Annotated in this window: 23 protein-coding genes and 1 pseudogene; 10 read left to right on the top strand and 14 right to left on the bottom strand. The window is 72.4% G+C overall.

The annotated features are described in order from the left end of the window. Nucleotides 1-51 precede the first annotated feature (51 nt). Nucleotides 52-849, top strand: coding sequence for a LuxR C-terminal-related transcriptional regulator (locus tag ABZ478_RS16095; RefSeq protein ID WP_359549486.1), 798 nt, complete (start codon nt 52-54; stop codon nt 847-849). Here the strand turns inward: ABZ478_RS16095 and ABZ478_RS16090 are convergent. The 3 genes from ABZ478_RS16090 to ABZ478_RS16080 form a co-directional block, all read right to left on the bottom strand. Beyond that, a complete protein-coding gene (locus ABZ478_RS16090; protein ID WP_359549484.1) occupies nt 846-1583 on the bottom strand; it encodes a flavodoxin family protein in 738 nt (245 codons plus the stop codon). The genes ABZ478_RS16095 and ABZ478_RS16090 overlap by 4 nt on opposite strands. 40 nt (nt 1584-1623) lie before the next feature. Next, nucleotides 1624-3021 (bottom strand): FAD-binding oxidoreductase, encoded by a 1398-nt coding sequence (locus tag ABZ478_RS16085; RefSeq protein WP_359549481.1) that lies wholly within the window; start codon nt 3019-3021, stop codon nt 1624-1626. Between the two features lie 140 nt (nt 3022-3161). Beyond that, on the bottom strand, nt 3162-3584 hold the full coding sequence (locus ABZ478_RS16080; RefSeq protein WP_199209570.1) for a YjbQ family protein: 423 nt from the start codon (nt 3582-3584) through the stop codon (nt 3162-3164). A 119-nt stretch (nt 3585-3703) separates the two neighbouring features. Between ABZ478_RS16080 and ABZ478_RS16075 the strand changes: the two genes are divergently transcribed. Beyond that, entirely contained in the window at nt 3704-4798 is a 1095-nt protein-coding gene (locus ABZ478_RS16075) for an NAD(P)-binding domain-containing protein (protein ID WP_359549478.1), read from the top strand. Nucleotides 4799-4810: 12 nt separating this feature from the next. On the opposite strand, the gene mltG is transcribed toward ABZ478_RS16075, so the two are convergent. Together mltG and ABZ478_RS16065 are read right to left on the bottom strand one after the other, a co-directional pair. Continuing rightward, the gene (mltG, locus tag ABZ478_RS16070; protein ID WP_359549476.1) at nt 4811-5701 is read right to left on the bottom strand and encodes an endolytic transglycosylase MltG; all 891 of its coding nucleotides are present in this window, start codon (nt 5699-5701) and stop codon (nt 4811-4813) included. Nucleotides 5702-5772: 71 nt separating this feature from the next. Continuing rightward, the gene (locus ABZ478_RS16065; protein ID WP_359549474.1) at nt 5773-7575 is read right to left on the bottom strand and encodes an ABC transporter ATP-binding protein; all 1803 of its coding nucleotides are present in this window, start codon (nt 7573-7575) and stop codon (nt 5773-5775) included. 112 nt (nt 7576-7687) lie between these two features. Here ABZ478_RS16065 and ABZ478_RS16060 point away from each other — a divergent pair, with 112 nt between their 5' ends. Further along, nucleotides 7688-8137, top strand: a complete 450-nt coding sequence (locus ABZ478_RS16060; protein WP_359549472.1) for a MarR family transcriptional regulator — start codon at nt 7688-7690, stop codon at nt 8135-8137. Nucleotides 8138-8195: 58 nt separating this feature from the next. Here the strand turns inward: ABZ478_RS16060 and ABZ478_RS16055 are convergent, their stop codons facing one another. Both ABZ478_RS16055 and ABZ478_RS16050 read right to left on the bottom strand, forming a co-directional pair. Further along, complete coding sequence (locus ABZ478_RS16055; RefSeq protein ID WP_359549470.1) at nt 8196-9818, bottom strand: peptide-N4-asparagine amidase; 1623 nt, start codon at nt 9816-9818, stop codon at nt 8196-8198. 55 nt (nt 9819-9873) lie between these two features. Further along, a complete protein-coding gene (locus ABZ478_RS16050; RefSeq protein ID WP_359549468.1) occupies nt 9874-10599 on the bottom strand; it encodes a L,D-transpeptidase family protein in 726 nt (241 codons plus the stop codon). Nucleotides 10600-10834: 235 nt separating this feature from the next. Here ABZ478_RS16050 and ABZ478_RS16045 point away from each other — a divergent pair, with 235 nt between their 5' ends. The 4 genes from ABZ478_RS16045 to ABZ478_RS16030 all read left to right on the top strand — a co-directional run bounded on the left by ABZ478_RS16045 (nt 10835) and on the right by ABZ478_RS16030 (nt 15672). Continuing rightward, nucleotides 10835-12640 carry an ABC transporter ATP-binding protein gene (locus ABZ478_RS16045; RefSeq protein WP_359549465.1) on the top strand — a complete coding sequence of 602 codons (1806 nt, stop codon included), beginning with the start codon at nt 10835-10837 and terminating at the stop codon, nt 12638-12640. Beyond that, nucleotides 12637-14418 carry an ABC transporter ATP-binding protein gene (locus ABZ478_RS16040; protein WP_359549462.1) on the top strand — a complete coding sequence of 594 codons (1782 nt, stop codon included), beginning with the start codon at nt 12637-12639 and terminating at the stop codon, nt 14416-14418. Before ABZ478_RS16045 ends, ABZ478_RS16040 begins: the two co-directional genes overlap by 4 nt. A 477-nt stretch (nt 14419-14895) precedes the next feature. Further along, the gene (locus ABZ478_RS16035; RefSeq protein WP_359549584.1) at nt 14896-15366 is read left to right on the top strand and encodes a DUF5709 domain-containing protein; all 471 of its coding nucleotides are present in this window, start codon (nt 14896-14898) and stop codon (nt 15364-15366) included. Nucleotides 15367-15408: 42 nt separating this feature from the next. Next, nucleotides 15409-15672, top strand: coding sequence for a type B 50S ribosomal protein L31 (locus ABZ478_RS16030; protein WP_359549460.1), 264 nt, complete (start codon nt 15409-15411; stop codon nt 15670-15672). A 14-nt stretch (nt 15673-15686) separates the two neighbouring features. Here ABZ478_RS16030 and ABZ478_RS16025 read toward each other — a convergent pair whose 3' ends face one another. Continuing rightward, entirely contained in the window at nt 15687-16481 is a 795-nt protein-coding gene (locus tag ABZ478_RS16025; RefSeq protein ID WP_359549458.1) for a metal-dependent hydrolase, read from the bottom strand. Between the two features lie 145 nt (nt 16482-16626). On the opposite strand from ABZ478_RS16025, the gene ABZ478_RS16020 reads away from it, so the two are divergent. After that, nucleotides 16627-19140, top strand: coding sequence for a DUF3516 domain-containing protein (locus tag ABZ478_RS16020; RefSeq protein ID WP_359549456.1), 2514 nt, complete (start codon nt 16627-16629; stop codon nt 19138-19140). Between the two features lie 19 nt (nt 19141-19159). Then, the gene (locus ABZ478_RS16015) at nt 19160-20029 is read left to right on the top strand and encodes an acyl-CoA thioesterase II (RefSeq protein WP_359549453.1); all 870 of its coding nucleotides are present in this window, start codon (nt 19160-19162) and stop codon (nt 20027-20029) included. A gap of 263 nt (nt 20030-20292) precedes the next feature. Here ABZ478_RS16015 and ABZ478_RS16010 read toward each other — a convergent pair. Then, a pseudogene (locus tag ABZ478_RS16010) lies at nt 20293-21072 on the bottom strand (DUF6397 family protein); the annotation flags it as partial. Between the two features lie 125 nt (nt 21073-21197). Beyond that, nucleotides 21198-21608: a roadblock/LC7 domain-containing protein gene (locus ABZ478_RS16005; protein WP_358929070.1), complete on the bottom strand. Its 411-nt coding sequence runs from the start codon at nt 21606-21608 to the stop codon at nt 21198-21200. A gap of 92 nt (nt 21609-21700) precedes the next feature. Between ABZ478_RS16005 and ABZ478_RS16000 the strand changes: the two genes are divergently transcribed. Beyond that, the gene (locus tag ABZ478_RS16000) at nt 21701-22129 is read left to right on the top strand and encodes a PPOX class F420-dependent oxidoreductase (RefSeq protein ID WP_359549451.1); all 429 of its coding nucleotides are present in this window, start codon (nt 21701-21703) and stop codon (nt 22127-22129) included. A gap of 10 nt (nt 22130-22139) precedes the next feature. Here ABZ478_RS16000 and ABZ478_RS15995 read toward each other — a convergent pair whose 3' ends face one another. From ABZ478_RS15995 to ABZ478_RS15980, 4 genes are read right to left on the bottom strand one after another with little or no spacing between them, the layout of a single operon-like run. Beyond that, on the bottom strand, nt 22140-22742 hold the full coding sequence (locus ABZ478_RS15995; protein ID WP_358929066.1) for an ATP/GTP-binding protein: 603 nt from the start codon (nt 22740-22742) through the stop codon (nt 22140-22142). 41 nt (nt 22743-22783) lie between these two features. Continuing rightward, a complete protein-coding gene (locus tag ABZ478_RS15990; RefSeq protein WP_359549449.1) occupies nt 22784-23197 on the bottom strand; it encodes a DUF742 domain-containing protein in 414 nt (137 codons plus the stop codon). 18 nt (nt 23198-23215) lie between these two features. After that, a complete protein-coding gene (locus tag ABZ478_RS15985; RefSeq protein ID WP_358929062.1) occupies nt 23216-23653 on the bottom strand; it encodes a roadblock/LC7 domain-containing protein in 438 nt (145 codons plus the stop codon). Continuing rightward, nucleotides 23650-26229: a nitrate- and nitrite sensing domain-containing protein gene (locus tag ABZ478_RS15980; RefSeq protein ID WP_359549446.1), complete on the bottom strand. Its 2580-nt coding sequence runs from the start codon at nt 26227-26229 to the stop codon at nt 23650-23652. The genes ABZ478_RS15985 and ABZ478_RS15980 overlap by 4 nt, the downstream gene beginning before the upstream one ends. Nucleotides 26230-26264 lie beyond the last annotated feature (35 nt).

Below are 26264 nucleotides of genomic sequence, written 5' to 3'. Positions count from 1 at the left end.
GGCACCGGCCGGGGGAGGCCGGCGCACGGGATACACGCGGAGACGAAGCACGTGGCACAGGGGCTGGAGAAGGCCTACGAACGTCTGGTGGCGGTGGCCGTGGCGGCGCTGCACGAACGGGAGCCCGGACGGCTGTGGCCCTCGCTGAGCGGCGCGCTGGCCGGGCTGTGCGGCGGCGAGGCGGCCGTGCACAAGCTGGACGACTGGAGTGAGCGCAGCGGCACGGTCGGTGCGTCCGCCGGGGCCGCCGCCCGCGAACTGGGCCGGCTCCCGGAGGCGGACCTGGGTCTGCTGCGCGCCGGCTACCCCTTCGCCCGCCACTACGCGCAGCGGCCCGAACGGTCACCGGTCACCGCGCACCGCGCGGCCGGCCGGGTCTGGCGGGACAGTGCGACGGCCCGGCTGCTCGGCGCGGTGCTGGACGTCGACCATGTGCTGGGTGTGCCGCTGCCCGGCAGCTCCGCCCCGATCACCGGCTGCCTCGTCTTCCGGTCCGGGACGGACTTCACCGACGACCATCTCGCCATGGCCGAGCGCGCCCAGCCGCTGATGGAGGCCGTGGAACGGCAGCGGCGGCTGCTGGAGGAGTGGCGGCGGTCCCTGGCCCCGGCCGGGGCGTCCGACGAGCGGGCGGCGGACTGCGCGCTGACGCCGCGCGAGACGACCGTACTGCTGCTGCTCGCCGAGGCCCTGACCGCCGACGCCATCGGCCGGCGCCTGGGCATCTCGGCCCGCACGGTGCACAAGCACGTCGAGAACATCTACCGCAAGCTGGGCACCCGCGACCGGATCGGCACCCTCCTGCGCGCTCAGCGGCTCGGGCTGGTCGCGGCGCCCGGGCGCCGTTAGCGGTGCTCGGGGTTCTCGAAGTCGCGGCGGCATCCGGCGTCCCAGGCGGTGCGCTGGTTGCCGTAGGCGGGAATGCCGCCGAGGTCCTTCAGCGCCCGTGCCAGGTGCAGCAGGTTCCAGGTCATGAAGGTGGTGTTGCGGTTGGTGAAGTCGTTCTCCGGGCCGCCCGATCCGGGGTCGAGGTACGAGGGGCCCGGGCCCGCCTCGCCGATCCATCCCGCGTCCGCCTGGGGCGGGATGGTGTAACCCAGGTGCTGCAGGCTGTAGAGGACGTTCATCGCGCAGTGCTTGACGCCGTCCTCGTTCCCGGTGATCAGGCAGCCGCCGACGCGGCCGTAATAGGCGTACTGACCGGCGTCGTTGAGCAGGCTCGAGCAGGAGTAGAGGCGCTCGATCACCTGCTTCATGACAGAACTGTTGTCACCCAGCCAGATGGGGCCCGCCAGTACGAGGATGTCGGCCGCCAGGACCTGCCGGTAGAGGTCCGGCCAGGCGTCCGTCGTCCAGCCGTGCTCGGTCATGTCGGGCCAGACGCCGGTGGCGATGTCGTGGTCCACCGCCCGTAAGACGTCGACGCGCACGCCCTGCGCCTCCATGACGGCGGTGCTCCGGTCGATCAGCCCCTGGGTGTTGCTCGTCTCCGGCGAGCGTTTGAGGGTGCAGTTGAACACCAGGGCCCGCAGGTCGTCGTACCGGTTCGGCGGTGCGTCGGTGGCGGGTGGCGAAGCGGTCACGAGGTCCTCCCGGAGCCGTTGGTCCAAGGGCGGGCCGGAGTCAGTCCGCGGCCGGCGGGATGTTCTGGTTGGCGTGGAACAGGTTGTCCGGGTCGTAGGAGCGCTTGACCGAGGCGAGGCGGTCGTAGTGCCCCCGGTACGTGCTCCGGACCCGGTCCGGATTCTCCTGCTCGCCGATGAAGTTGACGTAGGTGCCGCCCATGGAGTGCGGGTGCAGGTCGGTCCAGTAGTCGACGCACCACTGCCGTACCAGGCCGGCGTTGGCGGGGTCGGGGTCGATGCCGCCGATCACACCTGACCAGACGGCGTCCCGGTAGGCCCAGGCCGTGTCGTCGGGGCCGACGCGCTGGGCGGCCCCGTCCACCGGGTACATGTGCAGGGTCGACAGGCCGGTGGGGATGTTCTCGGCGTACTTCTGGTGCACGTCCACGGCGGCGTCGGAGATGGCGTCGAAGAAGTCACCGCGCCAGTACCACTGCAGTCCCTTGGGGATCAGCGTGTCGAACATGGTCTGCAGCGCGGGGTAGGGCATGGGGGTGGTGAAGTGGAAGGCCGGCGGCGCCGGGTCGTCGACCACCGAGAGCACCTCGGCCAGGTGGTCGTCGGCGAGGCCACCGGTGTAGCACCAGACGACGCCGCACACCTTCTGCCCGTGGATCGGCTCGGGGAACGGCGGGCCGGGCGGCACGACCAGCACGGCGAAGAACCCGCTGAGTTCCTCCGGCGCGGCGGGCAGGAACTCCCGGTACCAGCGCAGCACCTCCTGGACGCGGTCGACCGGCCAGACCGTCACGGCGACCCCGACCGTGGCGGCCGGGTGCAGCCGGAACGTGAACGACGTGACCACGCCGAAATTGCCGCCGCCGCCCCGCAGCGCCCAGAACAGGTCGGGATGACGCTCCGCCGACGCGGTGACACAGCTGCCGTCGGCGAGGACGACGTCGGCCGACAGCAGGCTGTCGATCGTCAGGCCGTACCTGCGGGTGAGGTAGCCGTGGCCGCCGCCCAGCGTGAGGCCGCCGACGCCGGTGGTCGACATGATGCCCGAGGGCACGGCGAGCCCGAAGGCGTGGGTCGCGTGGTCCAGATCCCCGAGCCGGCTGCCGCCGCCCACCTGGACCGTCGTCGTCTCGGGGTCCACCCTGGCCCAGCGCATGGGCGACAGGTCGAGCACGAGCCCATCGTCGACCAGGCACAGACCCGGCCCGCTGTGGCCGCCGCCGCGCACCGCCAGCTCGGCGCCGGTGTCCCGGGCGAAGGAGATGGCCGCTTGCACGTCCGCCACGTCCACGCACTGCGCGAAGGCCGCGGGCCGCCGGTCGATCATGGCGTTGTAGATGCTGCGGGCCTCGTCGTAGCCGGGGTCGGGCGGAGCGATCACCGGCCCCCGCAGCGCCTCGCGCAGACTCCTGACAGCCGTTTCGTCGATAGCGCCCATGGCTGAGGACCTCTGTGTGGAGCGTGGATCCGATGCGCGGACGCGCCATCCCGTCCGCGCGCCCGGTCTTCAGTTTTCACCCGCGGGTCACGCCCCGCACGTCGGCGTCGCGGGAGGCGTACGGCGTCGCGCGGCCGTCCTCAGCCCAGGAAGCTCAGCCGCACCTGGCGGTCGCGGTTGTCCTTGTTCGTGTCGACGAGGCAGACCGACTGCCAGGTCCCCAGCTCCAGGTGCCCGCCGATGACCGGCAGGGTCGCGTACGGCGGCACCAGCGCGGGGAGGACGTGGTCGCGGCCGTGGCCCGGGCTGCCGTGCCGGTGCTGCCAGCGGTCGTCGGCGGGCAGCAGGGAGTGCAGGGCGGCGAGGAGGTCGTCGTCGCTGCCGGCGCCGGTCTCGATGATCGCGACGCCGGCCGTGGCGTGCGGGACGAAGATGTTGAGCAGGCCGTCGCGGCCGGCCGCGGCCTCCCGCAGGAAGTCCGCGCACTCGCCGGTGAGATCGACGACCCGCTCCCGGGAACCGGTGGCGACGTTCAGCATTCGCGTGGTGAAGGCATCTGACATGCCCTCCATCCTGACCCATGTGCCGGGTTTCACACGCCGGGAGGAGACGGCGCCGGCCGTGCTCGGGCGGGTGACGGGCGGGCGGGAAGATCCGTGGCCGCCCCGCTGTTGGCAGGGGCGTGAGCGAGACGCGCGAGGTCGACGTGGTCGTCATAGGCGCTGGTCAGGCGGGCCTGTCCAGCGCCTATCACCTGCGGCGGGGTGGATTCGGGCCGGACCGCGACTTCGTGGTCCTGGACCACTCCCCCGGGCCGGGCGGCGCCTGGCAGTTCCGCTGGCCGTCGCTGACGTACGGCAAGGTGCACGGGATGCACTCCCTGCCGGGCATGGAGCTGACGGACGCCGATCCGGCGCGGCCGTCGGCGGAGGTCGTCGGCGCCTACTTCGACCGCTACGAGCGGGCCTTCGACCTGCGCGTGCGCCGTCCGGTGGACGTGACGGCCGTACGGCCGGGAAGCGACGGACGGGAAGGGCGGCTGGTCGTGGAGACCTCGGACGGCGGCTGGGCCACGCGGGCGCTGATCAACGCGACCGGTACCTGGGACCGGCCGTTCTGGCCGCGCTGTCCGGGTCAGGAGACGTTCCGAGGACGGCAGTTGCACACCGCGCAATACGCCGGGCCGGAGGAGTTCACGGGCCGTCGGGTCGTGGTGGTGGGCGGCGGTGCCTCCGGTACCCAGCATCTGCTGGAACTCGCCCCGTACGCGGCCGCCACCACCTGGGTCACCCGGCGGCCCCCGGTCTTCCGTGAGGGCCCGTTCGACCAGGAGGCGGGCCGGGCGGCCGTGGCGCTGGTGGACGAGCGGGTTCGGCAGGGCCTGGTGCCGAGGAGCGTCGTCTCCGTCACCGGGCTGCCCCTGAACGACGCCGTCCGGCGGGGTATCGCCGACGGGGTCCTGGACCGCAGGACGATGTTCGACCGGATCACCCCGGACGGGGTGGAGTGGGACGACGGCCGGCGGGTGGAGGCCGACGTCATCCTCTGGGCCACGGGTTTCCGGGCGGCCATGGATCACCTCTCACCGCTGCGGCTGCGGGAGCCGGGCGGCGGGATCCGGGTCGAGGGGACGCGGGCGGCCGCCGATCCGCGCGTCCATCTCGTCGGCTACGGCCCCTCGGCCAGTACCGTCGGCGCGAACCGGGCCGGGCGCGCTGCCGTCCGGGACATCGTGCGGCTGCTGGCCGGGGAGCCGGTCCGGCCGCTCGCCGCCTGACGTTCCGCCGGTTCAGCGCGGCGACTGTGTGGCCGCGGGCGGCCGGGGGCTGCCGCTGGGCTGCCGCGACGGTGCGGGGCTCTGGTGACGGGCGTTGAACTCGGTGACGTTGCGCACGTGTTCGGCGTAGTCGGCGGTGAAGCGGGTGTCCCCGGGCTTGACCGTGACGTAGTACAGCCAGTCGCCGGACGGCGGGTTGGTCACGGCGTGCATCGCCTCCGGGCCGGGGTTGCCGATCGGGGTGGGCGGCAGCCCCACGCGCTGGTAGGAGTTGTACGGGCTGGCCGAGTCGGCGTGGTCGCCGGCGTTGCCGCCGGTGCGGTTCAGCGCGTAGTTGAGCGTGGAGCCCACCTGCAGCGGCATGCCCCGCTGCAGCCGGTTGAGGATGACCCGTGCCACCTTCCCCATGTCGGCCTTGGCGGTCGACTCGGCCTGGACGATGCTGGCGACGACGACCGTCTGGTAGACGTTCAGCGTGTTGCGCTGCGCTCCGGCGGCGACCGGTGTCGTGTCGAACTTCTTGTTGGCCTTGTCGACCATGAGCCGCAGCAGCGACTCGGGGGTGGCGCCCTTCGCGAAGGAATAGACCGCCGGGAAGAGGTAGCCCTCGGGGTTGCCCGCCGCCTCCTTGGGCAGCTTGAGGCCGGCCTTGGCGAGTGACTTACGGGTGCTGCCCGGGGGCAGTTCGAGGGCCTTGTCGACGGCCTCGTACACCTGGTTCGCGCGCCGGCCCTCCGGGATGACCAGGGTGCGGGGCCTGGCCTGCTCCGTACGACCGTTCGCCAGGCTCAGCAGCGGCACCGCCACGGCGGTGCCGGCCAGGACGGCGCCGGTCACGACGAGGACGAGCTTGCCCCGGCGCGTCAGTCGCATCGTGCTCCGTGGTGGAGTGTTCATCTGCATGCGGGCACGGTAATACGCGTATGGTCATAAACCCGACATATCGTCAGCTTGTCGGCGAGGGCCGCCGTACGTCAGCCCGCCGGTTCCAGCCGGGCGTCCCGGCGCACCAGGGCCGCGTACCGTCCGTCCAGCCCGAGCAGTTCCTCGTGCGTGCCCCGTTCGGCGACCCGGCCGGAGTCCAGGACGACGATCTGGTCGGCACCCCGGACGGTGGACAGCCGATGGGCGATGGTGAGGGTCGTCCGGTCGGCCGACAGGGCGTCGATGGCCTGCTGAACGGCGGCTTCCGTACGGGTGTCCAGGGCGCTGGTCGCCTCGTCCAGGATGAGCACCGGCGGATCACGCAGGATGGTGCGGGCTATCGCCAGACGCTGCTTCTCGCCGCCGGAGAAGCGGTGGCCGCGTTCGCCGACCACGGTCTCGTAGCCGTCGGGCAGTGCGGAGATGTGGTCGTGGATCTGGGCGGCCCGCGCCGCCGCGTACAGTTCCTCGTCGGTGGCGTCCGGCTTGGCGAAGCGGAGGTTGTCGGCGACCGAGGCGTGGAAGAGGTAGGTCTCCTGCGAGACGACGCCGACGGCGCGCGCGAGCGTGTCGAAGTCGAGGTCGCGCACGTCCACCCCGTCGAGGGTGACGCGGCCGCCGGTGACGTCGTAGAGCCTGGGCACCAGGCAGCCGAGGGTGGACTTGCCGGCGCCGGTGGGACCGACGACCGCGAGGCTGCCGCCGGCGGGCACGGTGATGTCGAGGCCGTCGAGGACCGGGACGCCCTTGCCGTCGTAGCGGAACTCGACGTCTTCGAAGCGCACTTCGCCCTTGACCTCGTCGAGATGGACCGGCCGTTCGCGCTCGGTGATGTCGACGGGCAGGTCCAGGTACTCGAAGATGCGCTGGAAGAGCGCGAGGGAGGTCTGCACCTGGACGCCGGTCGCCAGCAGGCTCACCGCCGGGCGGAACAGGCCCTGCTGGAGCGAGACGAAGGCGACGATGGTGCCGAGCGAAACCTGCGGGCCGCCGAGCTGGAGGGCGAGTCCCGCGGTCCAGTAGATGACGGCGGGCATCGCGGCCATGACGATCGTGATGACGGCCATCCGCCAGCGGCCGGCCATGTTGGACCTGACCTCGAGGTCGACCAGTTGCTCGGACTCCGCGGCGAAGGACGCGGTGAGCGAGTCCGAGCGCCCCATGGTGCGGCCGAGCAGGATGCCGCTGACGGAGAGCGACTCGGTGACCGTGGCGGCCATCGCGGCCATCTGCTTCTGGCGCTGGGTGGTGATCTTCTTGCGCTCGTTGCCGACGCGGCGGCTGATCCACACGAACACCGGCAGCAGGAGCAGCGAGACGACGGTGAGCCGCCAGTCGAGGGCCACCATCGCGACGATCGTTGCGACGACGCTGGTGACGTTGGAGACCAGCGAGGTCGCGGTGGAGGTGACGGTGGCCTGCATGCCGCCGATGTCGTTGGCGATGCGGGACTGCACCTCGCCGGTGCGGGTGCGGGTGAAGAAGGCGAGCGACATGCGCTGCAGGCGGCCGTAGACGGCGGTGCGCAGGTCGTGCATGACGCGCTGGCCGACGGTGGTCGAGATCAGGGTCTGCAGGACGCCGAAGACGCTGGAGAGGACCGCGCTCAGGACCATGCCGAGCGCGAGCAGGCTCAGCAGGCCGGTGCGGCGCTCGGGGAGCGCCACGTCGAGGATCTCCTTGAGTAGGAACGGCGTGGCCACCGAGACCAGCGACGAGGCGCCGACCAGCAGGCCGACGATCGCGAGGCGCCCGCGGTAGGGGCGGAAGAGCTTCAGGATGCGGCGCACCTGCCGGGGCTGCTCACCGGCGTCGGCGGGCGGGGTCCAGGAGGGTTCTCGTTCGGGATGCATGGGCTCCTACGGAGGTGGCGGGCGGCGGCCGGGACCGGCCGCCGACGACTGACGGATCGTAGCTCATTGTTACCTATACTCACAATGAACGGCATCCTGATATTGTTCCCGCATGACCTCCCCCGATCCCGACGGCCTGCTCGCCGAGCAGTTGCTGCGGCTCACCCGCCGGGTGCACCGCATCCAGAAGCGCCATCTGGAGCGACGGGAGCTGGGCGTCACCCCGGCCCAGTCCCGGCTGCTGCGCACCCTCGCGCACTACGGCTCGCCCCCGCGCATGGCCGACCTCGCCGAGCGCCTCGAAGTGGTGCCACGCGCGGTGACCACGCTGGTCGACGGCCTGGAGGCGGGCGGCAAGGTGCGCCGGGTGCCGGACCCGTCGAATCGGCGGGTGACCCGGATCGAGCTGACGGACGAGGGCCGGGAGACCCTGCGTGAAGTGCGCGGGGCGCGCCGGTCGGCCGCCGAGGAGATACTCGCCCCGCTGACGGAGAAGGAGCGCGCGGTGCTCGGCGTGCTCCTGGACACACTGATCGACTCGGAGACCGCCAAACCCTGCTGAACGCACGCGGCCGCCCCCGCTCCGCCTCGTGGCGCGGGAGCGGGGACGGCCGGCGGCCTCAGCAGCGGCGGCGGTCCTCCGTCAGCGCACCCTGCGCCGTGCTCAGCGAACGGTCGTAGCACCCCGCCGAGCCGTCCACGCGGTAGCGCTCACTGGAGGTGCCGACTGCGTGCCGCTGGTCACGCGGGACGTCGACCGTGTACGCGGCGTCGCCGCGGTAGGTGTCGTCGAGCCGCGACCACGCGGTGCGCCGGCCGCCCTCGCGCCGCACCTCCGTGGCCCGGTCACCCAGGGTGAGCACGGTGCGCAGCCGGTCGTCCGTGCCGAGGGTGGTGGCACCGTTCATGGTGTACGTCCGGTGGGTGTGCGTCGTCCGCGCCGGGCCGGTCCCCTCGACGGCGACGGTCTCGTCGTCCGTCCAGGCGGCGTCGAGTCCGTCCGTGTTCTCGCCTTCGGTCCAGCGGTGTGCGGAGGTGTTGCCGAGGGTGCGGGTGACGGTGGTGGTCACGCGCCCGTGCGAGGTGTTCAGGTATCCGGAGACGGTGAGCCGGTGCCCGGCCTCGGTGTCGACACGGTTCTCCGCACCTGGCGTGTGGCCCGAGGAGTCGGCGACGTCGGTCGCCTCGGAACGGGTGAGCGCCCCGGTGACGTGGTCGCGGTGCGCGTCCTGCCACACGAGCACGTTCACGGGGGCGCTCCACCCCGGCTGCCCGGCGGGCACCCCCACCACGGAGACCTCGACGCGGTGCGGGCGGCCGTCGTTGAGGAGCGCGGCGAACGGCGTCAGGTCGTACTCGACGGGCCGGACGTCGAAGGCGCGCGGCGCCGGGAGGACGTACCAGAGGAAGGGGTTGGACCAGCCGCCGGTCCACACGTGGGGGAACGGTGCGGCGATCCCGGCGAGTTGTCCGTCGACCTTGATCTGCACCTCGCGGTACGGGCCGTGGTCGGCCTTGCAGGAGTACGCGGCCGGGTCGGCCACGGTCAGGTACCAGAACTCCTCGCACCCGCCGCCGGACCCGGTGGCGTACACCTCCGCGACGATGCGCTCGCTGTTGCGTGGCGTGGTGAGGGTGGTGGCGTCGGGTGCGCCGGCGAGGGTGAGGACGCGATCGGGCGCCGGCGCGGCGGGGCGGCCCCGGTAGAAGGTGAGCGTCACCTTGACGTCGATGACGCCGGTGTAGGTGTCGTCGACGACGTTCCCGATGAGCATCTCGACGCCCTGGGGGCCGCGGAAGATGTCGCTGTACCGGGTGACGTCCTTCTCCACGTGCCATTCGATGCCGTCGGGCGACGGCTCCGGTGTCGAGGTGCGCAGGATCTCGGCACCGCCGACGTGCAGGTAGCCGAGGCGGTCGAACTGACGGCCCTTCACCTTGCCGTCGAGACGCAGGACGACCTTGCTCCAGCGGTCGCCGCAGCCCCGCGGCGGTGTGTACGCGCCCCGGTAGGGCGTGAAGTCACGGAACTGGGTCTCGGCCAGGGTGACCTGGCAGGACTTGGTGTGCGGCCGGGTGACGGGCGGGGCGGCGGTCACCGGATCGTGCCAGTCGGTGCCGAACTCGGCGGGAGCGTCGGCGGCTTGTGCGGCCGTCTCCGCGGCCACCGCGCCGGTACCGAAGAGCGTGCTCGCCAGGAGGGTCGCCCCTGTGAGCATGGACATGACTATCCGTCTTCTCATGGCCCCGGTTCTACGGGGATCAGGGGCCGGCCCGCAATGAGGCGTGGCGCCATCCTCACCGGCCCGTCAGGTCCGCCCTGTCCCCCATCACCACCACGGGACGCCGGTCCGGATCCAGCTCGCGCAGCAGGAACTCCATGGCCTGCCTGGACAAGCTGACGCAGCCCGAGGTGCCGCTGCCGTGGTCCATGTGCAGCCAGATGCCGCCGCCCTTCTCCTCGCCGTCGGGCCGCCTCGGGTCGTTCGGCGGGGTGCCCCGGACCCGGTTGTAGTCGATGGCGATGACGTAGTCGAAGTCGTGCCGGTACGGCTTGGCCCACCAGCGCGGGGCGGCGAAGGACCGGTCCTGCGTGTAGGGCAGTTCGGTGCCCGGATCGTCGAGCACGCCGCCCGCGTCGGTGAGGGTGTACACACCGACGGGGCTGCGCCGGTCACCGGAGCGGTGGTCCGTGGTCCAGCCCTTCCTGCCGTTGTGCGCCGGCCAGGCGCGGACGCGCCGCCACGCCTCCCCGTGCCTGGTGTAGAGCACGACCGTGGAGCGGGCCGAGTTCCTGCCGTCGCCGTAGACGGCCACCACCTGTCCGGAACCCTCCGGGATGCGACGCAGCAGTCCGGGACCGACGCCCGGAACGCGATGCGGGTCGCGCCCGTCCGTGCCGGACCGGCCGGCCCGGCTGCCCGGCCCCTGGACGCCGGTTCCGCCGCCCGGGGAGCCGCACGCCGCCAGGGCCATGAGCAGGGTCCCGGCGGCCGTCACCACCAACGCCGCATGCCTCGCCATGTCCCTCCGCACGCGGCCCATGCTGACATCGGCCGTCGCCTCATCGCGCGATCTTCCGGACATTCACCCTGCCGGGTCACGGCTTTCGCCCGTCGCCTTCCGCGCCTGGCCGGAACCCGGCGAATCGCGCGGGCCGCCCGGGGAAAACCGGTTGAAATTCCCCGGTTGGCGACGCGACCCTTTCACGGTTTGTTGCCGCTCCCCCACCCGCCCTGACACGAGCCACTGGGACGTCATGCGAATCCAAGACCTTCCGTATCCCGATCCGGGCGTACCTGACGCGCGTTCGGGTCCTCATCTCCTGTGGTGGCTCTGGCGCAACCAGCTGGGCGGCCAGCTCAAGGCGCTGGCCTGGGGCCTGCTTCACTTCGTGGCCGTCTCCTCGCTGCCCTTCTGCGTCGGTCTCGCCGTCCAGGCCGTCGTGGACCGCTCCGGCAGCCGACTGGCCCTGGCGGGGGGCCTGATGGCGTTGTGCGGCACGGCCACCGCGGTCGGCGACACCTTCCTGCACCGGTCGGCCGTCACCAACTGGATCACCGCCGCCGCCCGGGTCCAGCAGTTGCTGGCCCGCAAGGCGGCCGGGCTGGGCTCCGCGCTGACCCGGCGGGTCGCGGCCGGCGAGGTGGTGGCCGTGTCGACCGGCGACGTGGAGAAGATCGGCTGGTTCGTCGAGGGCGTCTCCCGGTTCACCGCCGCCGCGCTCACCGTTGTCGTGGTCTGCGTCGGCCTGGTCGTCTACCAGCCCGCGCTCGGCGTGGTCGTCGCCGTGGGGCTGCCGGTCGTCGGGCTCGCCGTGCTGCCCCTGCTGCCCCGGGCCACCCGGCGCGCCGATGTGCAGCGCGAGAAAGCCGGCCGGGCCACCGAGCTGGCCTCGGACACGGTGGCCGGCCTGCGGGTGCTGCGCGGAATCGGCGGCGAGGAGCTCTTCCTGGACCGCTACCGCCGCGCCTCCCAGGAGGTACGGCACGCGGCCGTGCGCAGCGCCCGGATGTGGTCGCTGATCTCCGCGGTCCAGGTGCTGCTTCCGGGGCTGCTGCTGATCGCGGTGGTCTGGCACGGCACCCACCTGGCCGGCCAGGGCCGCATCACGGTCGGCGAACTCGTCACCGTCTACAGCGCGGTGATGGTGCTCACCTACCCCTTGAGGCACTTCGAGGAGATCGCGATGGCCTACTCCTTCTCGCGCCCCTCGGCCAAGCGGGCCGCGCGCGTGCTGTCGCTGCGGCGGTCCACGGACGCCGGCGGAGCGCGTGCAGCGGAGGTGCCGGAAGGCGATCTGTACGACCCGGCCACCGGCCTGCTCGCGCCCGCCGCTCTGCTCACCGCGGTGGTGTGCGGCGATCCCGACGCGGCCGGGCGGCTGGCGGAACGCCTGGGCGGCCACCCCGCCGAGGCGGGTACGCCGGTGCTGCTCGGCGGCGTGCCGCTCGACAGCGCCCGCACCGCCGTCCTCGTCCAGGACAAGGACCCGGTGCTGCTGTCGGGAACGCTGCGCGAGCTGCTCGACGTACCCGCGTCCGGTGCCGTACGGGCCGAGGACGCGCTGTCGGCCGCCCGGTGCGAGGACGTGCTGGATGCGCTGGTGCAGGGGTCGCTGGACGCCGCCGATCCGCTGGACTCCCGGATCACCGAGCGGGGCCGCTCCCTCTCGGGTGGCCAGCGCCAGCGGCTCGCGCTGGCCCGGTCGCTCATCACCGACCCCGAGGTGCTGGTCCTGGACGAGCCGACCTCCGCCGTCGACTCGCACACCGAGGCGTGGATCGCGCAGGGTCTGCGGCGGCTGCGCTCGGGACGGACCACGGTGGTGTTCACGTCCTCCCCCCTGCTGCTCGACCACGCGGACCGGGTCGTCCTCGTCCACGACGACGAGGTCGTGGCGGTCGGCGTGCACCGTGAACTGGTCGACACGGAGCCGCGGTACCGGGCCGTGGTGACGCGGGAGACCGACGACGAACGGGCCGCGGCGGACGCGGACGTGCCCGGACAGGGCGCCCTCCTGGGCGCCTTCGACACCCTGGAAGAGATCGAGGAGAGCGCGTGATCGGCGTTGCGCCACCGGCGTACGACCCGGCGGCCCCGACGACCGCCACCACGCTGCCCGTCGGCGCGGCCGCGACCGTGCGCGCCTACGTGGCCGAACTGTTCCGCCGGCACCGCCGGGCCTTCCTCCTCCTCGTCGCCGTCAACACCGTCGCCGTGGTCGCCTCCATGGTGGGCCCTTATCTGCTCGGCGGCCTCGTCGAGCGGGTGCCGGACGGAGCGCGGGAGCTGCATCTGGGCCTGACCGCCGGCCTGTTCGTGCTCGCGCTGCTCGTGCAGGCCGTGTTCGTGCGGCAGGTGCGGCTGCGGGGCGCGATGCTCGGTGAGCGGATGCTGGCCGACCTGCGCGAGGACTTCCTCGTCCGCTCGGTGGGGTTGCCGCCGGGCGTGCTGGAACGGGCGGGCACGGGTGACCTGCTGTCCCGTATCACCACCGACATCGACCGACTCGCCAACGCCATGCGGGAGGCGGTGCCGCAGCTCGCCATCGGCGTGGTGTGGGCCCTGCTGCTGCTCGGCGGCCTGGTGGTGACGGCCCCACCGCTCGCGGCCGCCGTGCTGCTCGCGGTACCCGTGCTGGTGGCGGGGTGCCGCTGGTACTTCCGACGGGCGCCCTCCGGCTACCGCTCGGAGGCGGCCGGGTACGCCGCCGTCGCCGCCGCGCTCGCCGAGACCGTGGACGCGGGCCGCACGGTCGAGGCGCACCGTCTGGGCGATCGCCGCATCGCCCTGTCGGAGCGGCGGATCAAGGAGTGGACCGCCTGGGAGCGCTACACCCTCTGGCTGCGGTCCGTGCTCTTCCCCGTCATCAACGCCGTCCATGTCACCGTGCTCGGCTCGGTGCTGATGGTGGGCGGCTTCTTCGTGCTGCGGGGTTGGATCGGAGTCGGCCAGCTGACGACGGGCGCGCTCGTCGCGCAGATGCTCGTCGACCCGGTGAACCTGATTCTGCGCTGGTACGACGAGGTGCAGGTGGCCCAGGTGTCGCTGGCCCGGCTGGTCGGCGTCCGGGACATCGAGCCGGACGCCGGGGACCCCTCGCTTGCTCCCGGCGGCCGGGACGTGCACGCCGACCGGGTGCGCTTCGGCTACCGCGAGGGCGTCGACGTGCTGCGCCAGGTGTCCCTGGAGGTCGCCCCGGGCACCCGGCTGGCCCTGGTCGGTCCGTCCGGCGCGGGCAAGTCCACGCTGGGCAGGCTGCTCGCCGGGATCTACGCGCCGCGGGACGGCCGCGTCACCCTGGGCGGTGCCGAACTGTCCCGGATGCCGGCGGAACGCGTCCGCTCGCACGTCGCCCTGGTCAACCAGGAGCATCACGTCTTCGTGGGTTCTCTGCGGGACAACCTGCTGCTGGCCCGTACCGGGGCCGCCGACGCCGAGCTCTGGGCGGCCCTGGGCGCGGTCGACGCGGACGGCTGGGCCCGGGCGCTGGACGACGGACTGGACACCGAGGTCGGTTCCGGCGGGCTGGCCCTGACCCCGGCGCAGGCCCAGCAGATCGCGCTGGCCCGGCTGGTGCTGGCCGACCCGCACACGCTGGTCCTGGACGAGGCGACCTCGCTGCTCGACCCGCGTGCGGCCCGGCATCTGGAGCGCTCGCTGGCACGTGTGCTGGACGGCCGCACGGTGGTCGCGATCGCCCACCGGCTGCACACGGCCCACGACGCCGATGTGATCGCCGTCGTGGAGAACGGGCGGATCAGCGAGCTGGGCAGCCATGCGGAACTGGTCGCCGCGGACGGGGCGTACGCGGCGCTGTGGCGGTCGTGGCACGGGTGAGCGTGCGGCGGTGAGGCCGGGCGCCCGGCATCTGGACGGCTCGGGCGAACCCGCGGCGACGAGATCGCGTACCCGGGCGCGGGGCGCCCCGCGGTCGGGCCGGGCGGTGGCCGGGCGACCGGGCCTGGCACCGCCCTGGCTCCCGGACGTGTCCGGACTCGCGGACGCGGCCCGACGAGCGCGAACGGCCGGACCAACGGACCGGTCGGCGGCCGGGCACACGGACGCGTCGCGGTGGGTGTACGAACGCGGGGCCGGACGGCGGTTCCGTACGGTCCGGCCGGGGTACGCGAGCCCAGGCCACCACCCGTGCCGTTGCGCGGGGGCGAACAGGGGTGGAAGGCTGGATAGCGGCACCGGCTCGGGGGACGGCCGGGAACCCGTCGGGTCCCGGCGTACGCAACCGGTGCCGGGCGTGCCGACGGCGCACTGCCCCTCCTGGGGGCACAAGGCCGTCCTCACCACATGGAGGTACCCGTGGACAGCGCCGACGGATGGGGGGATGACGTCTACCAGCCCGATCCCTCGGAGATCCGGGAGGATTCGGGCATCCTCGACGCCGAGGACACTCTGGACAACGACGGTGTCGACGATCCCCTCGACCGGGGCTGGTCCCCTCCCGAGCGGCCGTGGGCGGTGGAGCACACCGGAGTGACCGCCGGCGAGCGCCTGACCGGGGAGACCCTGGACCAGCGGCTCGCCGAGGAGCTGCCCGAGTCCGCCGCCCCCGACGGGGACGGCATCGGTGACTGCGACGGGACCGACGGGGAACTCCTCGACAACGAGGTCGGCGCCTCGCGCTCCGGCCGCCTGGTCGCCCCGGACGAGGGCGCGCACGAGGACGACGAGAGCGCCCTCGTCGCCACGGACGTCGGCATCGACGGCGCCGCCGCCTCCGCCGAGGAGGCCGCGATGCACATCGTCGACGAGGACACCCTCTCCGGCTGACCGGGACGCCCCCTGCCCGACCGCCCCGTACGAGGAGCCGCCATGCAGCAGGACAAGCACCCCGACTACCACTCCGTGGTCTTCCGGGACCGCGCCGCCGGGTACGCCTTCCTCACCCGGTCCACCGCGAACAGCGAGCAGACCATCGAATGGGACGACGGCGAGACCTACCCGGTGATCGACGTGGAGATCTCCTCCGAGAGCCACCCCTTCTACACGGGCAAGGCCCGCACGGTCGACACCGAGGGCCGCGTCGCCCGTTTCGAGCGCCGCTACGGCGGGGGCGAGGCCGGCAAGGAGGCCTGAGGAGCCGCTCCGAGTCAGATCACGTTGAGCGCGGCCGCGCAGCCCGCTCCGCCGAGCAGCATGAACACGGGCATCAGCACCCTCAGCTCGACCCAGCTGCCGGCCCGGAAGCGCAGCGCCTTCGGCGGCCCCAGCGGATACCAGCGCTTGCGGCCCACCGGGATCGGCCACAGGATCGGGCAGCCGGACACGGTCAGCGCGTCCCCGATGTCGTGGATCAGGGCGCCCAGCACGATCGGCAGACCCAGCCACAGGTACTCCTGCCCGGGCGCGGTGAACAGCCAGTCCGAGCCGTTGCCCGGCTTGTCCAAGATCCCCGCGAGGATCCACGCGCTGGTCGCCGCGAGCAGCCAGACCAGGACGTCGCTGCTGGACCCGCGGGCCGCCCGCCACAGCAGGCCCTCGATCGCCAGCACCATGTGTACGAAGAGGATGGCGAGCACCGCCCAGCGGCCCCCGGCGATCGCCGCGCCGGAGCTGCCCGCACCGATGAGGACCGCCCACAGCCAGGTGTGCGTGAGCGTGCGGTGGCCGCCCGAGCGGCGGGCGTCGCCCTTCTTCCTGGTCGCCTTGTAGACGGCGTAGGAGAGCTTGTCCACGATCTCGCAGATCCATCGGGAGATCGGCCCGAAGGCCCGGGAGATGGTGGCCGCCTTGTGGTCGAGGTCCGGGGCGAGCGCGGCACCGGCGCAGATCAGCGCTCCGACGAGAAGGACGGGCCAGGGCATCGGGTGCCCGGCCGCGGCGGCGGCCGCTCCGACGCCGAGCCAGGCCGCGGCCCCCGACAGTGAGTGTGCTGGTCCCATCATGGCCGCTTCCCGCCCCGTTCCTCGTGCGCCGCTGTCCAATTGACCTGAGACGCTGACGTGTCGTCGGCGACACAGCGTAGCCGCAGTGATCTTCGTACCCGCAGCCGATTCCCCCCTCGGGCACAAGGCCAGGCAAGATGGGGGCGTGACCCTCATCGATCAGCTCCCGCCGACCGCCGACCCCGACGCCCTGTACGAAGCCTTCGAGTCGTGGGCGCAGGAGCGCGGCCTCACCCTGTACCCCCACCAGGAGGAGGCGCTGATCGAGGTGGTGTCCAAGGCCAACGTGATCGTCTCGACGCCCACCGGCTCCGGCAAGAGCATGATCGCCGCGGGCGCCCACTTCGCCGCGCTGGCCAGGGACGAGGTCACCTTCTACACAGCCCCGATCAAGGCGCTGGTGTCCGAGAAGTTCTTCGAGCTGTGCAAGCTGTTCGGCACCGAGAACGTCGGCATGCTGACCGGCGACGCCTCGGTGAACGCCGACGCTCCGGTGATCTGCTGCACCGCCGAGGTGCTGGCCTCCATCGCGCTGCGCGACGGCAGAAACGCCGACGTCGGCCAGGTCGTCATGGACGAGTTCCACTTCTACGCGGAGGGCGACCGCGGCTGGGCCTGGCAGATCCCGCTGCTGGAGCTCCCGCAGGCGCAGTTCATTCTGATGTCCGCCACTCTCGGCGATGTGTCCTTCTTCGAGAAGGACCTCGCCCGCCGCACCGGCCGCCCGACCTCGGTGGTCCGCTCGGCCACCCGCCCGGTGCCCCTCTCCTACGAGTACGAGTTCACCCCGCTCACCGAGACGCTCACCGATCTGCTGGCGAGCAAGCAGGCGCCGGTTTACATCGTGCACTTCACCCAGGCGCAGGCCGTGGAGCGGGCGCAGGCGCTGATGAGCATCAACATGTGCACGCGCGAGGAGAAGGACCGGATCGCCGAGCTGATCGGCAACTTCCGCTTCACCACCAAGTTCGGCCGCAACCTCTCCCGTTATGTCCGGCACGGCATCGGCGTCCACCACGCCGGCATGCTGCCCAAGTACCGGCGCCTGGTGGAGAAGCTCGCGCAGGCCGGACTGCTGAAGGTCATCTGCGGTACGGACACGCTCGGCGTGGGCGTCAACGTGCCCATCCGCACCGTCCTGTTCACGGCCCTCACCAAGTACGACGGCACTCGGGTGCGTACGCTGCGCGCCCGCGAGTTCCACCAGATCGCGGGCCGCGCCGGCCGGGCCGGTTTCGACACCGCCGGACTGGTCGTGGCGCAGGCGCCCGAGCATGTCATCGAGAACGAGAAGGCCCTCGCCAAGGCGGGCGACGATCCCAAGAAGCGCCGCAAGGTGGTGCGCAAGAAGGCGCCGGAGGGCTTCGTCGCCTGGACGGACAACACCTTCGAAAAGCTGATCACCTCCGAACCCGAGCCGCTGACCTCGCGGTTCCGGGTGACGCACACCATGCTGCTCTCGGTGATCGCCCGGCCCGGCAACGCCTTCGAGGCGATGCGCCATCTCCTCGAGGACAACCACGAGCCGCGCCGGCAGCAGCTCAGGCACATCCGGCGGGCCATCGCGATCTACCGTTCGCTGCTGGACGGCGGGATCGTGGAGAAGCTCGACAAGCCGGACGCCGAGGGCCGCATCGTCCGGCTCACGGTCGACCTGCAGCAGGACTTCGCCCTGAACCAGCCGCTGTCGACGTTCGCGCTCGCCGCGTTCGAGCTTCTCGACCCCGAGTCGCCCTCCTACGCCCTCGACATGGTGTCCGTCGTCGAGTCCACGCTGGACGACCCCCGGCAGATCCTCGCCGCCCAGCAGAACAAGGCCCGCGGCGAGGCCGTCGCCGCGATGAAGGCCGACGGCGTCGAGTACGAGGAGCGCATGGAGCGCCTCCAGGACGTCACGTACCCGAAGCCGCTGGAGGAGCTGCTCTTCCACGCGTACAACACCTACCGCAAGAGCCACCCGTGGGTCGGCGACCATCCGCTGTCGCCGAAGTCCGTGATCCGCGACATGTACGAACGCGCACTGTCGTTCACCGAACTGGTGTCCTTCTACGAGCTGGCCCGCACCGAGGGCATCGTGCTGCGCTACCTCGCCAGTGCCTACAAGACCCTGGACCACACGATCCCGGACGACCTGAAGTCCGAGGACCTGCAGGACCTGATCGAGTGGCTCGGCGAGATGGTGCGCCAGGTGGACTCCAGCCTGCTGGACGAGTGGGAGCAGCTGGCCAACCCCGAGGAGATGACCGCCGAGGAGGCCCAGGAGAAGGCCGACGAGGTCAAGCCGGTCACCGCCAACGCGCGCGCCTTCCGGGTGCTGGTCCGCAACGCCATGTTCCGCCGGGTGGAACTCGCCGCTCTCGACCAGGTCGGGGACCTGGGCGAGCTGGACGCCGAGTCCGGCTGGGACGCCGAGGCGTGGGGCGAGGCGATGGACAAGTACTGGGACGAGTACGAGGACCTCGGCACCGGTCCGGACGCCCGCGGCCCCAAGCTGCTGGTCATCAAGGAGGAGCCGGAGAACGGCCTGTGGCGGGTCCGGCAGATCTTCGACGACCCGAACGGCGACCACGACTGGGGCATCAGCGCGGAGATCGACCTCGCCGCCTCCGACGCCGAGGGCCGTGCGGTCGTCCGCGTCACCGATGTCGGTCAGCTGTGAGCACAGGAGACTTCCACCGATGACGACGAATCCCGCCGAGAGGCTGGTCGACCTGCTCGACCTGGAGCAGATCGAGGTCAACATCTTCCGCGGCCGGAGCCCGCAGGAGTCCCTGCAGCGGGTCTTCGGCGGCCAGGTGGCGGGCCAGGCGCTGGTCGCCGCCGGGCGCACCACGGACGGCGAGCGCCCGGTGCACTCGCTGCACGCGTATTTCCTGCGCCCGGGCCGGCCGGGTGTGCCCATCGTGTACCAGGTGGAACGGGTGCGCGACGGCCGGTCGTTCACCACCCGACGGGTCACGGCCGTGCAGCAGGGCCGCACGATCTTCAATCTCACCGCCTCCTTTCACAAACCTGAGGAAGGACCCTTCGAGCACCAGCTGCCGCCCGCCCGTGAGGTACCGGACCCGGAGTCGCTGCCGACGGTGACCGATGAGATCCGCAAGCATCTGGGCGCGCTGCCGGAGCAGTTGGAGCGGATGGCGCGCCGCCAGCCGTTCGACATCCGTTACGTGGACCGGCTGCGCTGGAACACCGAGGAGATCCAGGGGGCCGAGCCGCGCAGCGCCGTGTGGATGCGCGCGGTCGGTCCGCTCGGGGACGAACCGCTGGTGCACACCTGCGCACTGACCTACGCCAGTGACATGACTCTGCTGGACGCGGTCCGCATTCCGGTCGAACCGCTGTGGGGCCCGCGGAACTTCGACATGGCCTCGCTGGATCACGCCATGTGGTTCCACCGGCCGTTCCGCGCGGACGAGTGGTTCCTGTACGACCAGGAGTCCCCGGTCGCCACCGGCGGGCGCGGGCTGGCCCGCGGCCGCATCTACGACGTGCGCGGCCGGCTGCTCGTCTCTGTCGTGCAGGAGGGTCTGTTCCGGGCCCTGTGACGCGGCGCCTGCGTGGGCCGGGAGTTCGCGCGGGACAACCACGTCCGAAGGCCGCGGGTGGGCCGGGGTACCTCTGGGCGGGCCTCATGGGCCTGGCGCGGCGCCGGGTGGGGCGGCGCCGTGGCCACGGTGTGGGCCACCGCCCGGTGGCGCCGGGCGGGCCTGCTTTCCGAGGCCCCGCCGGGCCCTGCCGGCACGAGTCGCTCGGCCTCGGCGTCACCCGCGGGAGTGTGCTCCGCGGCGGCCTTCGTGAGCCGTACCGGCGGACGCCGGGCGGGTGCCTGGGTACGCGCCTCCCGCACCGCCTGCGCCAGATCGCTGCGCAGCCACCCGACCTCGTCGGGATCCTGCGCGGTCATGAGGTGCTCGGCGAGGTGGGCGAAGGAGGAACCCGGTGCGCCGTGGGCGGGCGGGGCGGGCCTGAGTCGCTCCAGCAGGGCGCGTTCATGGGGGTCCCGGACGACGTCCGCGACCTCGGTGGGCGCCAGGAACGCGGCCACCGCCGCCGCCCGTGCCCAGGGATCCCCGGCCTGCCGCAGCAGAAACCCGAAATGCCGGCCCCGCCAGTTGCGGGCCCGCAGATCGACCCCGGTCGCCAGCTGCCCTCTGAGAGTCTCGGGCGTACGCCCCTTGAGCAGACGGACGTTCTCCCCGCCGGTCGCGAACTGCTCTAGTTCGTCGGCCAGATACAGCCAGACCACCGCGCGATAGCGGTTCAGATAAAAGCGCACCGGCACCAGCAGGCCCAGACGGGCGAGCCTGGTGAACCTGCCCGCGGGAATCCTCATGAGCGCGGCGCCTTCCGCCGTGCCCACCACCCGCACGTGCTCACGGAGGGTGCTGGGGAAGCCGTACCGGGCGCGCAGCCGGTCGATCTCGGCCTGCTCCACCCTGCGGCCTCCGCCGCCTTCGTCGGGCACCGTCCGGATCCGGCCGAGATGGACCGCGAGATCGAACTCGACCCGCTTGAGGCCCAGTTCGCGAGCGGCTCGGCTCGGCGAGCAGGTGGCGGGGACGGCGGGGACAAGAGTGCTGTCCGGCATGGTGGTACTCCCCCGTGGAGTGGGTGGCTCACGCCCTGTGCGTTGCCCGTGCACACACCGTAGCCGGGCCCGTGTGTGGCGCGGCGAGCCTGTGGATAACTGCGCGGGTCAGGAGAGCACGCAGGTCAGATGTCCGTCACGGGGCGGTCGGGCTGCCGGGCGTCGACACCGAGGTGTTCGCCGACGCGGTTGACGAGCAGCGTCATCTCGTAGGCGATCTGGCCGATGTCGACTTCGGCGCCGCTGAGCACGCACAGACAGCTGCCGGTGCCGGCCGCGGTCACGAACAGCACGGCGTCGTCGTACTCGATCATCGTCTGGCGGACCGTGCCCGCGCCGAAGTGGCGTCCGGAACCCTTCGCCAGGCTGTGCAACCCGGAGGCGACCGCGGCCAGATGCTCGGCGTCCTCCCGGCGCAGCCCGGTGCTCGCTCCCGTGACCAGCCCGTCGTTGGACAGGACCAGCGCGTGCCGCACATGGTCCACTCGCTCGGTCAGATCGTCCAGGAGCCAGCCGAGTCCCTGGTTCTGCGCCATGTTCCGTCTCCCCGTGTGACGTCTCCTCCTGGCCGGAGGACCTGCCCGCCAGCCTTCCCCACGACCGGCGTCCGGGCAAGCAGGATGGGCGTATGGCACAGAAGATGACCGATGAGGAATGGCGGGCGTTCGTCTCGAACGGCACCCGAACCGGCAAGTTGTCCACCGTCAGCGCCGATGGGAGCCCGCATGTGGCCCCCATCTGGTTCCTGCTGGACGGGGACGAGCTGGTGTTCAACACCGGCAGGGAAACCGTGAAAGGGCGCAATCTCACCCGTGACGGACGGATCGCCCTGTGTGTGGACGACGACCGGCCGCCCTTTCACTTCGTGGTGCTGAGCGGCCGGGCCCGGCTGTCGGAGGAACTGGACGACGTGCGGCTGTGGGCCACCCGCATCGCCGCCCGGTACATGGGCGAGGAACGCGCCGAGGAGTACGGGGCCCGCAACGGCGTCCCGGGCGAGTTGCTGGTCAGGGCCACCATCGACAAGGTGGTGGCGGTCAAGGACCTGGCCGCCTGAGAAGACCCGCTCAGCCCACGGAGTCGAGGAGCCGGGCGGTGTGCATCCGCCCGGCGTACTCGACGAGCCGGATCAGCACCTCCTTGCCGGAGTCCCGCTCTCGCGCGTCGCACAGGACGACCGGTGTTCCATGGTCCAGGTCGAGGGCCCGGGAGACGTCGGAGGCGCCGTAGCCGCGTGCGCCGGGGAAGCAGTTGACGGCCACCACGAACGGGATGCGCCGGTGCTCGAAGTAGTCGACCGCCGGGAAGCAGTCCTCCAGACGCCGGGTGTCGGCGAGGACCACGGCGCCGAGCGCCCCCTGGGAGAGCTCGTCCCACAGGAACCAGAAGCGGTCCTGCCCCGGCGTCCCGAAGAGGTACAGGGAGAGACCGGAGCGTATGGTGATCCGCCCGAAGTCCATGGCGACGGTCGTGGTGACCTTGTGGTCGACGCCGTCGGTGTCGTCCACCGACTGACCGGCTTCACTGAGCAGTTCCTCGGTGCGCAGCGGGCGGATCTCGCTGACGGCGCCGACGAGGGTCGTCTTGCCGACCCCGAAGCCGCCGGCGACCAGGATCTTCAGCGCCAGGGCGGACGTGTCGGCTGCTGCGTCGGAGTGCTCGGAGACCATGATCACTTCTCTCGGCGTGAGTCGGGTTCCACAGGGTTCATCTACAGCGCCCGCAGCCCTTCTATGACTTCGCGCAGAACGCGCTCGTCCGGCAGATGGGCCGGGGGCACCGGACGGCTGACGGTGACGCGGCCCAGTTCGAGCAGGTCGCCGAGGAGCACTCTGACCACGCCCACCGGCAGGTCAGCACCGGCCGCCAGTTCGGCGACGGACTGTGTCTCGAGACGGCACAGGCCGATCAGCGCCCGGTGTTCGGGTCCGAGCGCGGTGTCGTCGTCCATCGCCGGTGCGGCTGGGTCGAGGGTGACGAGGGCGATCAGGTCGAAGCTCACTCCGGAGGGGCCCGGCTGGGTGCGTCCGCCGGTCATGGCGTAGGGGCGGACCAGGGGGCCGGCCTCGCCGTCGTACCACTGGATGCCCGGTTCGCCCGGGCCGCCGGTCGGAATGCCGGTCATCGCTGCCGCCCTTCCGGCTCATCCGGCGGCGGGCGGCCGGGCGGTTACGCGCGGCGCGGTGTACAGGTGCTCGCCGACGCGTCTGACCAGTCGTGCCATCTCGTAGGCGACGAGGCCGATGTCCGCGGTGACGGCGGTGAGCACGGTGAGGCAGGAGCCCTCTCCGGCGGCCGCGACGAAGAGGAAGGCGTCGTCCATTTCCACCATCGTCTGGCGTACGCCGCCCGCGCCGAAATGGCGCCCCGCGCCCTTGGCGAGGCTGTTGAAGCCGGAGGCCACGGCGGCCAGATGCTCCGCGTCGTCCCGCCCGAGGCCGGTGGAGGCGCCTACGGCGAGGCCGTCGTTGGACAGCACCACGGCGTGCCGTACCTCGTTCACCCGCATCACCAGGTCGTCCAGCAGCCAGTCGAGTTCACCGGATCGCTGGGCGGCCCTCAGGTTGGGGTCCTGGATCATGCCGGGTCTCCTTCGCTGCTCTCACTGCCTGTTCCGGTTCCTGGGACGGCACCGCGGCCGGCTCGTCCGCCGCCCCGGACCCAGCCGTCGCGGTAGGCCGCCATGCGATCCCGTACGAGCTCGGGGGTGCGTCCGTCGTCACCGCGCGGGGCTGGCTCCGGTGCCGGCTCCTCGAGGCGCTGCCGGCGGAGTTGCGGGGCGAGGTTCGCCTGGCGCACACGGCGCGGGAGGACGTCGGAGGGGTCGGAGTCGTGCGGCGGGCGGTGCGGCCTCAAGGCGGTGACTCCGGGGGGCGGCGGTTCGTGCGCGGGGGCCGAGGACGGGTGTTGGGGAGTCGGGGTCCGGTGCGCGGGGGGCGACGGCCGGCGTTCAGGGGCCGGGGACTGGTGGGCGGGGGCGGTGGCCGCGAGGGCGGGCCGGCCGGTCGGGGCGGTGACCTCGGGCGGGGATTCCTCCGGCACGCGCGCGTGCTCGGGCCGGCGCGGCGGGGCCGCCGGCGCCTCCTCCCGCACGGGGTGTTCCGGGGGCCCGGTGTGCAGAAGGACCGTGGGCAGCAGGACGACCGCGGTGGTGCCTCCGTAGGGGGAGGCACGCAGGTGCACCTTGACGCCGTGCCGGGAGGCGAGCCGGCTGACCACGAAGAGTCCGAGACGGTCGCTGTCGAACAGGTCGAGGGCCTCGGACTGCTCGATCCGCCGGTTCGCCTCCGCGAGGACCTCGGAACCCATGCCGAGGCCCCGGTCCTCGACCTCCAGGACGTAACCGTTGCCGACGGGCTCCCCGGTGACCCGCACGCGCGTGTGGGGCGGCGAGAACTGGGCCGCGTTCTCGACGAGTTCGGCCAGCAGATGGGTGAGGTCGGCGACCGCGGCTCCGACCACGGACACCCCCGGGAGCCCGCGCACCTCCACGCGCGCGTAGTCCTCGACCTCGGACACCGCCGCGCGTACGACGTTCGTGAGGGGCACCGGCGTCCGCCAGGCCCGGCCGGGCGCCGCTCCGGAGAGGATGATCAGGCTCTCGGCGTGCCGCCGCATCCGGGTGGTGAGGTGGTCGAGCCGGAACAGGTCGCTCAGTTCGTCGGGGTCGTCGGAGCGCCGCTCCATGCTGTCCAGGAGGCTGAGCTGGCGGTGGACCAGCACCTGGCTGCGCCGGGCCAGGTTGACGAAGACCCCGGAGATGCCGCCGGCGAGTTCGGCCCGCTCCGCGGCCGCGCGCAGGGCGGCGCGGTGCACGACGGTCAGGGCTTCGGTGACCTGGCCGGTCTCGTCCTCCGCCGGCGGCCCGGCGGGCGCCTCAGCCTCGACGTCGATCTCCTCGCCCATGCGCAGTTTCCGCATCGCCGCGGGGAGTTTGCGGCGGGCGATCTCCAGGGCGTCGTTGCGCAGGCTGACCAGTTCGATGACGAGGGCCCGGCCGATGCGGACGGAGATGACGAGCGAGGTGCAGACGGCGGCGAGGCCGAAGAGCACGGCGGCGCCCGCCGGACTCAGCAGTCCGCGCTTGTAGGGATCGGACCGGCCCGCCACGGCACGGCCGGTGTCCGCCGCCAGGGTCCGCATGTCGTCCCGGACGCGCGCGTGGGCACTGTTCCAGGCGGTCCCCGGTGCCGCGCCGGCCGCCCTGGCTCCGGGTCCCACGGCGAGGATCCTGTCCTCGATGGCGGTGAGGGCGGTGTGGGCGCCGCTGCCCGCGAGGTCGTGCCAGGCGGCGCGCTGGCTGCCGGGCAGGTCGGCGACGGCGGCCTCGGTGAGCGCGCGGCGCGTGGCGACGGCGGCGGCGAACAGCCGCAGCCGTTCGCCCTGCGGTCGGGCGTCCGGTCGTGTGCCGCCGAGGACGGTGTCCTCCTGGGCCAGTGCCTCGGCGGCCCGGGAGAACTCGAGCAGCACGCGCGCGTCCGAGCCGACGTCGGCCTGCTGGATGCCGGTGAGGGCGCCGTCCACCGTGAAGGCCGTACCGATAGTCCTGGTGTACTGGTCGAAGGCCTGGCTCCAGCCGGTTCTGCGGTCGAGCACGGCGGTCCGCAGCGCGCGCAGGCGCTCGGCACCGGTCACGAACGCGTCCAGCCGCTCGGCGACCCGGCCCGGGAGTTCCTGGCTGTCGGCGACCGTACTGTCGTCGCCGAGCCGCAGTCCGGTCAGTGCGTGGTCGGTGCGGGCGGCCGTGCTCCGCAGGTCGTCGCCGCGCGCCGCGCCGGGCTCGACGGCGTAGCGAACGGCCGCGGCCCGCTCGTTCTGCAGCGCGGTGACGGCGGCGGCCACCGGGGCGCGCAGTTCGGTGTCGACGCTCTGGGACTGGCGCAGCCGGGCGATGTCCTGGGCGGTGCTGACGGTGGCGTAGGCCCACAGGGCGAGCAAGGAGACGACGGGCACCATCAGCAGGCAGATCACCTTGGCGCGCACCGTTCGAGGGCGGAGGCGCCGGCGTCCCACGCGCGCGGGAGGGCCGAGCGGAGGGAGGTCCAGGGGCTGATTCGTGCCCTCGTCGGCCGGTGGTCCGGCGTGCGCGCGGCGTCCGCGCGGGGCCGGGACCCGTCCGGGTGAGCCGGCATGCGGGGTGTCACGGGGTGGGCGCATGGCCTCCTCGCTCGGGACGTGGGACGGGGGTCCGG

The sequence above is a fragment of the Streptomyces sp. NPDC005706 genome (assembly GCF_040631045.1).
Classification (GTDB): Bacteria; Actinomycetota; Actinomycetes; order Streptomycetales; family Streptomycetaceae; genus Streptomyces.
The sequence above is the reverse complement of the archived record's forward strand: the minus strand, read 5'-3'. Positions and strand labels throughout refer to the sequence as shown.

What these genes read in the sequence shown, in the direction of transcription:
- ABZ478_RS15980 (WP_359549446.1), bottom strand. Translation starts at nt 26,229, where the DNA reads ATGCGCCCACCCCGTGACACCCCGCATGCCGGCTCACCCGGACGGGTC.
- ABZ478_RS16000 (WP_359549451.1), top strand. Translation starts at nt 21,701, where the DNA reads ATGGCACAGAAGATGACCGATGAGGAATGGCGGGCGTTCGTCTCGAAC.
- ABZ478_RS16025 (WP_359549458.1), bottom strand. Translation starts at nt 16,481, where the DNA reads ATGATGGGACCAGCACACTCACTGTCGGGGGCCGCGGCCTGGCTCGGC.
- ABZ478_RS16065 (WP_359549474.1), bottom strand. Translation starts at nt 7,575, where the DNA reads ATGCATCCCGAACGAGAACCCTCCTGGACCCCGCCCGCCGACGCCGGT.
- ABZ478_RS16085 (WP_359549481.1), bottom strand. Translation starts at nt 3,021, where the DNA reads ATGGGCGCTATCGACGAAACGGCTGTCAGGAGTCTGCGCGAGGCGCTG.
- ABZ478_RS16030 (WP_359549460.1), top strand. Translation starts at nt 15,409, where the DNA reads ATGCAGCAGGACAAGCACCCCGACTACCACTCCGTGGTCTTCCGGGAC.
- ABZ478_RS16080 (WP_199209570.1), bottom strand. Translation starts at nt 3,584, where the DNA reads ATGTCAGATGCCTTCACCACGCGAATGCTGAACGTCGCCACCGGTTCC.
- ABZ478_RS15985 (WP_358929062.1), bottom strand. Translation starts at nt 23,653, where the DNA reads ATGATCCAGGACCCCAACCTGAGGGCCGCCCAGCGATCCGGTGAACTC.
- ABZ478_RS16045 (WP_359549465.1), top strand. Translation starts at nt 10,835, where the DNA reads ATGCGAATCCAAGACCTTCCGTATCCCGATCCGGGCGTACCTGACGCG.
- ABZ478_RS16060 (WP_359549472.1), top strand. Translation starts at nt 7,688, where the DNA reads ATGACCTCCCCCGATCCCGACGGCCTGCTCGCCGAGCAGTTGCTGCGG.
- mltG (WP_359549476.1), bottom strand. Translation starts at nt 5,701, where the DNA reads ATGCAGATGAACACTCCACCACGGAGCACGATGCGACTGACGCGCCGG.
- ABZ478_RS16050 (WP_359549468.1), bottom strand. Translation starts at nt 10,599, where the DNA reads ATGGCGAGGCATGCGGCGTTGGTGGTGACGGCCGCCGGGACCCTGCTC.
- ABZ478_RS15990 (WP_359549449.1), bottom strand. Translation starts at nt 23,197, where the DNA reads ATGACCGGCATTCCGACCGGCGGCCCGGGCGAACCGGGCATCCAGTGG.
- ABZ478_RS16055 (WP_359549470.1), bottom strand. Translation starts at nt 9,818, where the DNA reads ATGAGAAGACGGATAGTCATGTCCATGCTCACAGGGGCGACCCTCCTG.
- ABZ478_RS15995 (WP_358929066.1), bottom strand. Translation starts at nt 22,742, where the DNA reads ATGGTCTCCGAGCACTCCGACGCAGCAGCCGACACGTCCGCCCTGGCG.
- ABZ478_RS16015 (WP_359549453.1), top strand. Translation starts at nt 19,160, where the DNA reads ATGACGACGAATCCCGCCGAGAGGCTGGTCGACCTGCTCGACCTGGAG.
- ABZ478_RS16005 (WP_358929070.1), bottom strand. Translation starts at nt 21,608, where the DNA reads ATGGCGCAGAACCAGGGACTCGGCTGGCTCCTGGACGATCTGACCGAG.